Source organism: Serratia sp. BW106 (assembly GCF_002607755.1).
In the GTDB taxonomy this organism is placed as follows: Bacteria; Pseudomonadota; Gammaproteobacteria; order Enterobacterales; family Enterobacteriaceae; genus Serratia; species Serratia proteamaculans.
Map to the genome: position 1 here is coordinate 216023 of NZ_MCGS01000023.1, position 13195 is coordinate 229217.

Genomic DNA, 13195 nt, shown 5'->3' on the forward strand with positions numbered 1-13195 from the left:
CTAGGCCACCCGTTGGGATGCATGCTGTTGAATCAGTTTTTTTAGCTCCGGCAGGCAGGAACCGCAGTTGGTGCCGCATTGCAGACGGGCACCCAATGCCTCTGCGCTGTGGCAACCCTGCTGGATGGCCGCAATGATGCGGTTCTCGCCTACGCCGAAACAGCTGCAAATCGTGGTGCCTGCCGCTAACTGCCCCGACGCACCGCGCCCTGCCAGCAGCGCCAGCCGTTGTGGCCCACCGCTGGGGGCCAGCTCAAAGGCGCTGAGGATCGCCGGACGGTCTAGCTGCGGGGCCTGCTGGCGAACATAAAACGCCAGTTGCACCTCGCCCTGTCGCCAGCCAATCAGGTGCAGACCGCGCTGGGCCAACTGTGCCGTTTGCAGCGTCATGCCCTCCAGCGAGAAATGCCGCTGTAGCCAGGCCTGCCAGTCTTCAACCGGCCGCTGCCCGGCCATAATGTAGTGAGTCAGGCCGTCCTGCGCGACCCGGCTCCAGTAAATTCCCCTGGGGGCGGCGACGTCGGCACGGATAAAAATCTCCGCCTGCCAGCTCACCGGCCAATGGCTGACCCGTACCGGCGCATGTTTGCTTTCCGGCTGGCCGGAGTCGGCATCCACCACCGGCGGGATCAGGCTGTCTACCCGGCCCTGAGCGGTAAATTGACCGTTCCAGTGCATCGGTACGAACACACTGCCGCGCCGTTGCCCCGGGTTGCACTGTGCGCGTGCCAGCATCCAGCCGTGGGGCGAACTGAGTCGTACCAGACTGCTGTCGACGATCCCCAGTTCGGCAGCATCCTGTGGGTGTATTTCGCAAAAAGGTTCGCTCAAATGACGCATCAACCGTGCCGCTTTGCCGGTGCGCGTCATGGTGTGCCATTGATCGCGGATACGACCGGTGTTCAGCACCAGTGGATAACGTGGCGAAACCGCATTCTGCGGCAGGCGTGGCGTCACCGGCAGTAGTCGCGCCTTGCCATCAGGATGGAAAAAACGCCCATCGGCAAACATGCGCCGACACCCCGCAGGATGCCGCGCATTCACCGGCCACTGCACCGGGGCCATCTGCAACCATTGCTGTCTATTCAGACCCGCCAGTTGGCCGATGTCGAACGCGCGCGTTCCGTTATTTTCAAATCCGGACAGGGCCGCGTGTTCGCTGAAAATTTCCGAAGGATGTTGGTAATCAAACGCCGCACCATGACCCATACGTTGCGCAACCTGACTGAGGATCCACCAATCGGCGCGGGCTTGCCCCGGTGCCGGCAGAAAGGCGCGCTGGCGCGAAATACAGCGCTCGGAGTTGGTCACGCTGCCCTGCTTCTCCCCCCAGGCCAACGCCGGCAGGCGAATATGCGCCAGTTCGGCGGTATCGGTCATGGCCATCACTTCGGACACCACCACCAGCGGGCACTGTTTTAGCGCCTGGCGCACCGTATCGGCATCCGGCAGCGAGACCACCGGGTTAGTTCCCATAATCCACACCGCTTTTACCTGCCCGGCGGCGATCGCCTGGAACAGATCCACCGCATTCAGCCCTGGTTGCCTGGCGATGCGCGGCGATTGCCAAAAACGCTGAACCCGGTCGATATCCTCGGGGTTGAACCCCATATGCGCCGCCAGTTGATTGGCTAGCCCACCGACCTCCCGCCCGCCCATGGCATTGGGTTGGCCGGTAATCGAAAACGGGCCGCTGCCTGCCCGACCAATACGTCCCCCCGCCAGGTGCAGATTGATAATCGCATTGCATTTATCCGCACCGCTGGCCGACTGGTTAATACCCATCGAATAGAGCGTGACCCAGTTGTGGGACGCGGTCAGCAGCTGGAAAAACGTCAGCACCGCACTCAGCGGCAGCCCGCAAAACTCCGCCACCCGCTGCGGCGTCCATTCTGCCGCCGCGGCCAACGTGGCCTCTGCGCCACTGGCATGCTGTTGCAAAAAGGCGGTATCCAGCCCTTGCTGTTCGGCCAGCCAGTGCAACCCACCGGTAAACAACGCCGCGTCACTGCCGGGCCGTAGCGGCAGATGCAAATCGGCAATATCGCAGGTTGCCGTCTCACGCGGGTCGATCACCACCACCCGCATCTGCGGGCGCTGCTGACGGGCTTTCACCAGCCGTTGATAGACCACCGGATGCGCCCAGGCGGTGTTGGACCCGGTCAGTATCACCAGATCAGCCTGTTCGATATCTTCATAACAGCAAGGCACCACATCGCCGCCGAATGCCCGCTTGTAGCCAACCACCGCAGACGCCATACACAGCCGCGAGTTGGTGTCGATATTGGCCGCACCGATAAATCCCTTCATCAGTTTGTTAGCCACATAATAGTCTTCGGTCAGCAGCTGGCCGGAGGCATAAAACGCCACTGCCTGCGGGCCATGTTGTTCAATAATCTGATTAAAGCGCTGCGCCACCTGGCCGAGCGCCTGATCCCAGGCGACCGGCTGGCCATCGACCTGCGGCTGCAATAAGCGGCCGGTCAGATCCAGTGTTTCACCCAGTGCGCTGCCTTTGACGCACAGTCGCCCCTGGTTGGCCGGGTGCGCTACATCGCCGCTGACCGTCAGTTCGCCATGACCCTGCTGCTCAATGGCTACGCCACAGCCCACGCCGCAATACGGGCAGGTGGTGCAATGCGTGGCGGTCATGACGTCACTTCCGCCGTTTCCGGCAGTTCAGCCTGCACCGCCAGCGGTGTACTGCGCACCCACACGCGGCCTTCCTCGACCCGCACCGGCCAGACGGTGACAGCACGCTCTGCATTATCCACACAGATACCGTCACTCAGGCGGAAACGCTGCTTGTACAACGGGGAAATCACCACGGGTTCGCCCGCTACGTCCCCCAGCAACCCACGCGCCAGCACGTTGGCGTCGCTGTCCGGTTCCTGGTTAGCCAACGCATAAACGCCGCTGTCCGGCAGATGGAACAGCGCAATTTGCCGCTGCCCCAGCCGGGCAGCCATGCCGACGTTGGCCGGGATCTCCGCCAGCGCACAGACATCCAGCCACTGTTCCCCGACAGCCTTCGCCGGTTGTACCTCGATCACCTGGCCCCGCTCCACACCCATCGCCGGGCGGCGTTGTCCGCGTTCCGCCTGCCAGACGATCGCCTCATCCGGCTGTTCGCTGTTAACAAACGGACGGAACAGTTTCAGGCGATCCGGGCTGGCGAGCGTGGTCTGCCATTCGCATTGGTAGTGGCTGACTACCCTTGCCATCTCTGCGTCCAATTCGACGCCGATGCCCAGACTGTCTTGCAAAACCACTTCACGCAGGTAGTCCAGCCCACCTTCCAGGTTGTCCATCCAGGTGCTGGTGCGTTGCAGGCGATCGGCGGTGCGGATGTAGAACATCAGGAAGCGATCGACCGTGCGGATCAGCGTGGCGGTATCGAGATCGCTGGCAAACAGGTCCGCATGGCGCGGTTTCATGCCGCCGTTACCACACAGATAGAGGTTCCAGCCTTTCTCGGTGGCGATCACCCCAACGTCTTTGCTCTGCGCCTCTGCGCACTCTCGCGTGCAACCGGAGACCGCCATCTTGATTTTGTGCGGCGAGCGCAGCCCCTTGTAACGGTGCTCCAGTTCGATAGCCAACGAGGTAGAATCCTGCACGCCATAGCGGCACCAGCTGGAGCCAACGCAAGATTTCACCGTGCGCAGCGACTTGCCGTAGGCATGCCCGGTTTCAAATCCGGCGTCGACCAATTGCTGCCAAATCTCCGGCAATTGCTCCAGCCGGGCGCCAAACAGGTCAATCCGCTGACCACCGGTAATCTTGGTGTAGAGCTGATAGCGCTGGGCAATTTGGCCGATGGCGATCAACCCCGCCGGGGTGATTTCACCGGCCGGTACCCGTGGGACCACCGAATAGGTGCCGTCTTTCTGGATATTGGCGAAAAAGCGATCGTTAGTGTCTTGCAGCGGCAGGTGCTGCGGTTTGAGCAGGTATTCGTTCCAGCACGAAGCCAGGATCGACCCCGCCAGCGGTTTGCACACCTCACAACCACGCCCATGACCGTGTCGAGACAGCAGTTCGTCAAAGGTGCGGATGTTGCCGACGCGTACCAGGTGATACAGCTCCTGACGTGAATAGGCGAAATGCTCGCAAACGTCTTTTTTCACTACCACACCGCGTTGCTGCAGTTCGTGCTCCATCAGCTGTTTGACCAATGCCGCGCAGCCGCCACAGCCGGTGCCCGCTTTGGTGCAGGCCTTGACCGCCGCCAAATCGCCGCAGCCTTGTTCCACCGCGGCGCTGATATCACCTTTGCTAACGTTATGACAGGAGCAGATCTGCGCCGTGGCCGGCAAGGCCGAGACCCCCAAGGCTTTCGGTGCTGATCCGGCCGTCGCAGGTAAAATCAGACTCTCCGGCATCGCGGGCAGCGGCATATCGTTGAGCATCATCTGCTGCAGCGTGCTGTATTCAGCGCTGTCGCCCACCAGTACCGCGCCCAATAACCGCTTGCCTTCGGCGTCGATCACCAGCTTTTTATACACCTGTGCCGGGCCGTCGACCCAGCTGTAACTTTGGCTGTCGGGAGTATGGCCATGAGCATCACCGAGCGACGCCACTTCCACGCCCAACAGTTTGAGTTTGGTGCTCATATCTGCACCACAGAACACCGTTTCCTTGCCGGCCAGCCGATCGGCCAGGGTACGCGCCATCTGGTAGCCGGGAGCCACCAGCCCGAAGATTTGTCCGTTCCACAAGGCGCACTCGCCAATGGCATAAATCGCCTCATCGCTGGTGCGACACTGGCTGTCGATCACGATGCCGCCGCGTGCCCCCACCTCCAGTCCGGCCTCGCGGGCAAGCTGGTCTCGTGGGCGGATACCGGCAGAAAACAGAATTAAATCAGCTTCTAAGCGCTCACCATCGGCAAAGTTCATACAGTGACGGTGTAACGAACCCTCGGTAATCGCCTGAGTTTGCTTACCGGTATGCACGCTGACACCGAGCGCCTCGATTTTTTTGTGCAGCATGGTCGCGCCACCGTCGTCCAGTTGCACCCCCATCAGCCGTGGCGCAAATTCCACGACATGGGTGTTCAGCCCAAGCTGACGCAAGGCATTGGCGGCCTCCAGCCCCAGCAGGCCACCACCGACCACCACCCCGACGCGGGCGGTTTTGGCGCAATCGGCTATCGCGGCCAGATCGTCGAGCGTGCGGTAAACCAGACAGCCCGGGCGATCGTTACCCGGGATCGGCGGTACAAACGGATAAGAGCCGGTCGCCAGCACCAGTTGGTCATAGGCCGTTTCTCGCCCCTCGGCATCGATCACACATTTGCGCTGGCGATCGATAGCGCACACCGCCTGCCCCAACCGCAGCTCTATGCCGCTACGGTCGAAAAAGCCCGCCTCTACCATCGACAGCGAATCCGCACTGCGGCCGGAGAAAAACTCGGACAGATGCACCCGGTCGTAGGCCGCCACCGGCTCTTCGCCAAACACCACAATGTGATACTGCAAGTGCAGTTCGCGGGCGACCAGTTGTTCCAACAAGTGATGACCGACCATGCCGTGACCGGCGACCAACAAAACGGGCTTGTGCATATCAGAATTCCTCTCATCAGACGCCGCTGGCGTCCCGGGTTCGCTACTGCCAAACAGCAAGGTATCCGGCTGTGAAACCGGCAGGCCAAGCTGCTGCAGATAAAAAGGGCTGTCCTGAGCGTCGCCATACAGCACCACGCCCTGTAATTTGCCGTCGCGCACCAGCAGGCGGCGGTAGTGCTGTGCCTGAGGATCTTCGGCGTGATGGATCTCGGTTTGTCCGTCGGCAACCATTTCGCCGGCGCTGAATACTTCAACGCCACTGACCTTCAGGCGGGTATGCAACGGCGCTGGCCGGTAACCCGCCACCGGTTCCCCGCTCAGCCGCTGCGCCAACAGTCCGGCCTGTTGCCAGCAGGGTGCCACCAGACCCACCGTGGTCTCACCAAACTGAGCACACTCACCGATGGCGAACACTGCCGGATCGTCCGTTTGCATGCGGTCGTCGATCATAATGCCGCGCTCGCAGACCAGTCCGGCGGCCTGCGCCAGGCTAATTTCGGGCCGCACTCCGATGGCGATCACTGCCAGTTCACAGGCCAATAACTCGCCGTGACTCAGGGTGACCGCGCTGACCCGTTCGGTTCCCTGAAAGCGGCTGACTTCGCAGTTCAACCGGCATTCGATACCGCGCTGCAACAGGTTCTGCTGCAACATCCGCCCTGCTCGAGCGTCCAACTGCCGTTCCATCAAATGCTCGCCCCGGTGCACCACGGTGACGTTCATACCGCGCTGCGCCAGTGCCGCCGCCGCCTCAATCCCCAGGACACCACCGCCCACCACCAGCGCCGGTTGGGCTGGCCGGCAGCGGCCGAGCATCGCTTCAACATCGTCCAGGGTGCGAAAGCCATAAATGCCGTCCAATCCCCCACCCGGCAGTACGGGTCGCAGCGGGCGCGAACCGGTGGCAAATACCAGCAGGTCATAAGGCAGTTGATGCCGCGCGGTGATCACCCGCTTTTGTTGCCTGTCCACCGCCAGCGCCGGTTCCCCGGCCAGCAGCTGCACCCCCTGCTGCCGATACCAGTCATAGTCGTGCAGCAGGGTATCGCTGAACGCTTTGTCCCCCGCCAGTACCGGCGACAGCAGAATACGGTTGTAGTTGCCGCGCGGCTCTTCGCCAATCACCGTGATGGCATAGCGCTCTGGCGCCAGCCGACACAGGGTTTCTACCAGCCGCATACCGGCCATGCCGTTACCAATCACCACCAGTTTGGGTTTGTCCATCATCCGGCTCTCATGCCGCTTTCGCGTGCTTCTCATACAGGAACTTCAGCACCTGCCGACGGTAATGGTGATATTCCGGATCATCCGCCAGCGCCACTCGTGAACGCGGACGCGGCAGCGCCACCGGCAGAATTTCACCGACGGTGGCCGACGGGCCGTTGGTCATCATCAGCACCCGATCGGACAGCAGCACCGCTTCGTCGACGTCGTGGGTAATCAGCACTATGGTGGTGTGCAGCCGCTGCTGGATTTCCATCACCGCATCCTGCAGATGTGCGCGGGTCAGCGCGTCCAGAGCGCCGAAGGGTTCATCCATCAGTAGAACTTTGGGTTTCATCGCCAATGCGCGAGCGATACCAACCCGTTGTTTCATGCCGCCGGAGATTTCATGTGGCCGTTTGTCGAGCGCATGGCTCATGTGCACCAGCGCCAGGTTATGTTCGATCCAGTCGCGCATTTCGCTGCGCGTCATCTCGTGGCGGAAAACCTGATGCACCGCCAGCGCCACATTCTCGTAAGTGGTCAGCCACGGCAGCAGTGAATGGTTCTGGAACACCACGCCGCGCTCCGGGCCCGGCCCGGTAATTTGCCGGTTGTCGCACAGCAATACGCCGTCGCTGGGCAGCGTGAGCCCGGCGATCAAATTCAGCAGCGTTGATTTGCCGCAGCCGGAGTGGCCGATCAGGCTGAGGGTTTCCCCGGCCTGAATATCAAAGCTCACCCGATCCAGCGCGATAAACTCCCCCTGCGGGGTGGCAAAGCGCTGGCTGACGTTCTGGACCTGAATAATCGGTTTCATGGCGCGCTCCTTAGCGGTTCTGATAGCTAAAACGTTTTGCCAGTAACATCAGTCCCTGCTCGAGCAGCAGCCCGACCACGCCGATCACGATGATGGCGATAATGATGTTTTCGACGTTGAGGTTGTTCCACTCATTCCAGATCCAAAAACCGATGCCGACGCCGCCGGTCAGCATTTCCGCCGCGACGATCACCAGCCAGGCGATGCCGATCGACAGGCGCACACCGGTCAACACATAAGGCAGCACCGCCGGGAACAGGATCTTGCGCATCACTGTCCACTCCGACAGCTTGAGCACCCGCGCCACGTTGAGGTAATCCTGCGGAATACGCGTGACGCCCTCGGCGGTATTAAGGATCATCGGCCAGATTGAACAGATGAAAATGGTCCAGGTTGACGCCGGTTCTGCACGCTGAAACAGCAGCAGGCCAATCGGCAGCCAGGCCAGCGGGCTGACCGGGCGCAGCAAAGAAATGATCGGGTTGAGCATGTTGGCCAGAAACGCAAAGCGCCCCAGCAGGAAACCGGCCGGAATGCCGACCAGCGCCGCCAGGCCAAAACCGGTCGCCACACGCTGCAGCGAGGCCAGTACGTTCCAGCCAATGCCCTGATCATTCGGCCCGGCGGAATAAAACGGGTCGGCAAACAGCACCAGCGCCGCCTGCCAGGTCGCCCATGGCGTTGGGAACCCCTTGCTGTTAAGCGCCGCTATCTGCCAGACCACCAGGGTCAGCACCAGCCCCAGCACCGCGGGCACGCCCCGGCGGAAGCCCTGTTGCAGCAGCAAGCCCCAACGAGGTTTGCGCTGCGGCTGCGGCTTGTGCGGGCGCTTTAGCGGCACGATTTCCGCACTGACTTCTACACCGGGTGACGCAGGAATATCGATCCGTTCAGCGAGATTTTTCATCGGTTACCTCAGCGCTTTAAAGAGAAACTGTTGGCGTATTCCGCCGGATTACTGCCGTCCCAGCGCTTGCCGTCCAACAGCGTGCTGGTGCGCATATCGCCGGTAGGCAAGTTCACTCCGCCTACCGCGCTGGCCGCCTGCTTATAGATTTCGGTTCGGTTGATTTTCTTCGCGACGGCCAGGTAGTCCGGTTCGGCGTTCAACAGGCCCCAGCGGCGATGCTGGGTCAGGAACCACATGCCATCGGACAGGTAGGGGTAGCTCACTTCGCCATCGTGGAAAAAGCGCATCGCATGCGCGTCCTGCCATGACTTGCCCAGACCGTCCTGGTACTGGCCGAGCATGCGGCCGGTGATGATCTCTGGTTTGGTATTGATATAGGCGCGCCCCGCCACCACCTGGGCGGTTTCCTGGCGGTTGGCGTCCGAACTGTCGATCCAGCGCGCGGCGTCCAGTACCGCAGCGGTCAGCGCACGGGCGCTGTTGGGGTTGGCCGCGACCCAGTTTCCGGTGGTGCCCAGCACCTTTTCCGGGTGATCGGGCCAAATTTCCTGGCTGGTGACGGCGGTAAAACCAATATCCTCGGCAATCGCACGTTGGTTCCACGGCTCACCCACGCAAAAACCGCTCATGTTGCCGATTTTCATGTTCATCACCATCTGCGGCGGCGGCACCACTACGTTGCGCACGTCGTCAAACGGGTGAATACCGGCGTTGGCCAACCAGTAGTACAGCCACATGGCGTGGGTACCGGTCGGGAAGGTTTGGGCGAAGGTGTAAGTGCCCTTGGCGCTGGCATCGACGGTTTTTTTCAAGCTGGCCGCATCGGTGACACCGGCCTGTTTTAACTGGTTGGAGAGCGTGATCGCCTGGCCGTTGTTGTTGAGTGTCATCAACACCGCCATATCCTGCTGCGGCCCGGCAACACCCAGCTGCAGGCCATACACCATGCCGTACAGCACATGGGCCGCATCCAGTTCCCCGGACAACAGCTTGTCGCGCACCGCCGCCCAACTGGCCTCCTTGCTGGGGATAATTTTGATGCCGTACTTCTGATCGAACTGTTTCACCGCCGCCATTACCACCGAAGCGCAGTCGGTAAGTGGAATAAAGCCCACGCGGATCTCTTTTTTCTCCGGTGCGTCAGAGCCTGCCGCCCAGGCGGCGTTCATCAGGCCGGGCAACATCATGCTGCCGCCCAGCGCCGCGCTACCGGCCAAAAAGCGGCGGCGCGTCAGGCTAAGCCCGGGGAGTTTGGTGTGCGTCATCGGCAAGTCCTTCAATCAGGCGATAAAATAAAAAAGGCGTCCCATCAGCACATTCCACCGTTGGGGTGAACATGCTGAAAGGACGCCTTTATCCAAAATCTTGTTGGCAACCGACCGCCATTGGCCAGGTTACGTTTTAGTAATGCAACCTACGTGCCAATTCTATAACTTCACATACCCCCATTCATAGTTATACGGGCCGTAGGGGCGCTGCATGCTGCGCCCGCATGATTCAGGGCAAATGTATTCGTCCCTTTTGCACGATCGCAAGGCAGTAACTGCACTGACGGTGTGCATATACCCCTTAGGGAGTATTACCGCTGGGTGGCAGAATATCCGCGACCGCCAGCATGGCGTTGGCGATATCAATCAGACGCTGGTTCTGGTTCATCGCCATCTTCAGCAGCAAACGATGGGCCGCCTCCTCGGTCAAGCCGCGATGCTGGATCAGCAGGCCTTTGGCGCGTTCAATCTGCTTGCGTTCATTCAGCGTTGCCCGCGCCGTCGCCAGTTCCTCCGATAACACCTGTAGCCGTTGCGACTGCTGCTGAATCAACTCCAGCATCGAGCGGCCCAACCGCGGATGGATACCGTCCCCCGCCAGCGCCGATGCATCCCCCAAGGGTGCCGCCACGAAAACCGCGTAACTTTCTTGCATCGGCTGCGGCGCGTAATCGGCGCAGTCCACCGCCAGCGCGCGCTGGGCCTGCGCCAGACTGTGGCGGCAACTGGTCATCAGTGCCTCCTCCAGCCGGTCTTCAATATGTTTCATCAGATCGATACGCGCACTGGTGATCTCGAACCAGCGCAGGCTGGTGTCGGCTTTATCATTCAGTTGCAATTGGGTACAGGCAATACGCCGCAGGCGTTCAAACTCGCGGTCATCCTGCTGCTGCATGTGCCGCCACTGGGCCAGAGAAGCTTCATCGGCAAACTCGCTGAAGGTGGCAAAGCAACGCTCCTGCCCTTCGATCAGCATCAGTAACTGTTGGTGTGCCGATTCGCCAAACCGCATGGCGGCAAAACCGGCCGAACCGATTGCCCGTTCCTGCCCGGCCAGCTCCTTGCCCTGCATAAAGCTGAACATGGCGATCAACGCACGTGCCGTGATGGGTTCTGCACAGGCATCCGCCGCTTCAAATACCAGCGCCAGCAGGCTGTGAATGATGTCATTGAAGGTGCCCATGGCCGCAGGCTGCAGAACTTGCCTTTGCTGCACCTGGCGGCGCAATTCAGGCAAGGCGGTAAGATGATGCAGCGCGCCGGCAATGCGGCTGAACAGACGACTGGCGCTGGCCAGGGGCGCAGTGCTGTCATCCAACTGCATCAACTGCCGCTGCACCGCCAGCTCAGCCTGCTCCACTTCCTGCGCCCGCCCGGCCAACCGCTCGCCAAACAACGCTCCCTGTGAACACAGGTAAATATTGACGGTACCGCGTTCCCGCTGGAGCACGTGGATCAGTTGGCTGACCCGGCCAACCAACTGCCCCATCTGCAACAGTTGTTGCAATACGGTGATTTCACAACGTTTGGAGGCCAGCAAAAAATCGCCGGCACTGGGCGGGAAAGTGTGGTTACGGCTCATGACAAGATCCCCAGTGGGCTAAATAAACCGATCCTGCAAAAGCCGTGCCGTGCTGGGTTACTTACTCACGCGATCCAGATACAGCATGCTGTTGGCGATATCCACCTTGGCGTCTTTAACGTTGTCACGCAGTGCCACCAGCGTTTGTCCCTGCAATGCCACGACGTAGGGAGAGCTGGTCTGCAATTCGCGCTGTAAGCTGGCGTAGTGCGCGGCGCGCTTTGCCCCGTCACCTTCCGCCGCCGCTGCGCGGGTTTCCGCACTCAGCGCCGGGATAGTCCACTGGGTGCGCCAGGCCAGGGTTTTCGGCCCGTCGGGCACATTGTAGGCAAAGGCGCTGGCGTTGGTGTTCGGATCCAGATAGTCCGCTCCCCAATAGGTGAAAATGGCCTGGAAATCGCGGCTGCGCATTTTGCCCCACAGGTCGCTTTCTACCACCGGATGAATATCCAGTTGCAAACCGGCCTTGGCAAAGCTGGCCTGCAGCGCCTGGGCGATATCGGTATACGGCGGCTGGTTGATGACGATCAGATCAATGCGCGTGCCTTCGGCAATACCGGCGTCATGCAAAATCTGTTTGGCCTTGGCCACGTCGAGCTTGAACGGTTGGTTGTCGATCGCCCCGTCCAGCCCCAGCGGCAGAAACGCCTGATGGACGCGGTACTGGCCCTTCAGCAGGTTGTCGGCAATGGATTGGTAGTCCACCAGCCAGCGCGCCGCCTGCCACAATGCCGGGTTACTCAACGTAGGGACCTGCTTGCTCCCGGTGTTGAAACCGAGGTAATAGACTTTGGACGAGTCCTGCTGCTCTATCCTGACACCCGGCTCTTTACGCAGCGAATTGAACTGATCAGCGCCCAAATCGTAAGCCACGTCGGCGTCCCCTTTCAGCAGTAACAGGCGGCGGGTTCCGGCATCGCTGACGTTCTTCAGCAGCACCGTTTTCAACTTCGCCTGCGGTTGGGCATAGTCGTTCCGACTGAACAGCAGCGCCTCATGCGGGACATAGTTGCTGACGCGATAAGGCCCGGCACCGGCAGAATTAGAACGCAGCCAGGCGTTACCGAAATCCCCCTGTTGACTGTGCTCAGTCAGCAGCTTTTCATCGACGATCGAGGCGACCGGCGCGGTCAACAGCCGCAATGCCAGCCCACTGCCGATATTGGCCGACCAGCTTAACTGCACCTGATTATCGCCCAGCTTCTTCAATTGACCCTCGACGTTTTCCGGCGTCCAGCCGAACTCACCAAGAATAAACGACGGCGCCTTGTTCAGTTTCACCGCCCGCACCAGCGAGAAGATCACATCTTCCGGCCGTACCGGATTGCCGGAAGCAAAGCGCTGGTCAGCCTTCAGGGTAAAAATCAGGCTGCGACCGTCCGCCCCCGCCTGCCAGCGGCTTGCCAACTCCGGGGCCAGTTTTTCCGGCGTACTGCGATCCGGCGTCAGTAACCGCTGATACAGGTTGACCAGGTTGGCCGAGCTGACGGTTTCAAAGCTTTCGGCCGGATCCAGACTGATGATGCCTTCCAGCGAACTGACCACCACCAGCGTGTCTTTCGGGGTGGCCGCCTGCGTGCCAAAGCTCGCCGCCAGGGCGCTGAACAATAAGGTGGGGATTAGCCGTTTCATCGATGCACTCTCCAGGATCACGCGGATGCGTTATTTTTCGAGTGTAGAGGCAGCGGCTTAGCAGAAGAACGACTAAAAATTGCTTTATTTATTACGCAGATGAATATTAACCCAAAATAATTGGTGTCGCATCAAGGCGGCAAGTGAATGAATCCCGATGAGCTTACCCGAGTAAGTGATTAGGGTGAGTGAATACAGCCAACATAGATG

General features: G+C 60.5%; 7 protein-coding genes. All 7 read right to left on the bottom strand.

Features of this window, described 5'->3' with window-relative positions:
• The 7 genes from BEI65_RS17170 to BEI65_RS17200 all read right to left on the bottom strand — a co-directional run bounded on the left by BEI65_RS17170 (position 1) and on the right by BEI65_RS17200 (position 12985).
• Positions 1-2652: a nitrate reductase gene (locus tag BEI65_RS17170; RefSeq protein ID WP_099064369.1), complete on the bottom strand. Its 2652-nt coding sequence runs from the start codon at positions 2650-2652 to the stop codon at positions 1-3.
• A complete protein-coding gene (gene nirB, locus BEI65_RS17175) occupies positions 2649-6794 on the bottom strand; it encodes a nitrite reductase large subunit NirB (RefSeq protein WP_198404474.1) in 4146 nt (1381 codons plus the stop codon). Before nirB ends, BEI65_RS17170 begins: the two co-directional genes overlap by 4 nt.
• Before the next feature lie 10 nt (positions 6795-6804).
• Entirely contained in the window at positions 6805-7593 is a 789-nt protein-coding gene (locus tag BEI65_RS17180) for an ABC transporter ATP-binding protein (protein ID WP_085117310.1), read from the bottom strand.
• Positions 7594-7603: 10 nt separating this feature from the next.
• Positions 7604-8500: a nitrate ABC transporter permease gene (gene ntrB, locus BEI65_RS17185; RefSeq protein ID WP_085117311.1), complete on the bottom strand. Its 897-nt coding sequence runs from the start codon at positions 8498-8500 to the stop codon at positions 7604-7606.
• Between the two features lie 8 nt (positions 8501-8508).
• Positions 8509-9768, bottom strand: a complete 1260-nt coding sequence (locus tag BEI65_RS17190; protein ID WP_099064371.1) for a CmpA/NrtA family ABC transporter substrate-binding protein — start codon at positions 9766-9768, stop codon at positions 8509-8511.
• A gap of 304 nt (positions 9769-10072) precedes the next feature.
• Positions 10073-11353 carry a nitrate regulatory protein gene (locus BEI65_RS17195; protein ID WP_099064372.1) on the bottom strand — a complete coding sequence of 427 codons (1281 nt, stop codon included), beginning with the start codon at positions 11351-11353 and terminating at the stop codon, positions 10073-10075.
• 57 nt (positions 11354-11410) lie between these two features.
• Positions 11411-12985 (bottom strand): ABC transporter substrate-binding protein, encoded by a 1575-nt coding sequence (locus BEI65_RS17200; protein ID WP_099064373.1) that lies wholly within the window; start codon positions 12983-12985, stop codon positions 11411-11413.
• Positions 12986-13195: the final 210 nt, after the last annotated feature.

What these genes read in the sequence shown, in the direction of transcription:
- BEI65_RS17170 (WP_099064369.1), bottom strand. Translation starts at nt 2,652, where the DNA reads ATGACCGCCACGCATTGCACCACCTGCCCGTATTGCGGCGTGGGCTGT.
- nirB (WP_198404474.1), bottom strand. Translation starts at nt 6,794, where the DNA reads ATGGACAAACCCAAACTGGTGGTGATTGGTAACGGCATGGCCGGTATG.
- BEI65_RS17180 (WP_085117310.1), bottom strand. Translation starts at nt 7,593, where the DNA reads ATGAAACCGATTATTCAGGTCCAGAACGTCAGCCAGCGCTTTGCCACC.
- ntrB (WP_085117311.1), bottom strand. Translation starts at nt 8,500, where the DNA reads ATGAAAAATCTCGCTGAACGGATCGATATTCCTGCGTCACCCGGTGTA.
- BEI65_RS17190 (WP_099064371.1), bottom strand. Translation starts at nt 9,768, where the DNA reads ATGACGCACACCAAACTCCCCGGGCTTAGCCTGACGCGCCGCCGCTTT.
- BEI65_RS17195 (WP_099064372.1), bottom strand. Translation starts at nt 11,353, where the DNA reads ATGAGCCGTAACCACACTTTCCCGCCCAGTGCCGGCGATTTTTTGCTG.
- BEI65_RS17200 (WP_099064373.1), bottom strand. Translation starts at nt 12,985, where the DNA reads ATGAAACGGCTAATCCCCACCTTATTGTTCAGCGCCCTGGCGGCGAGC.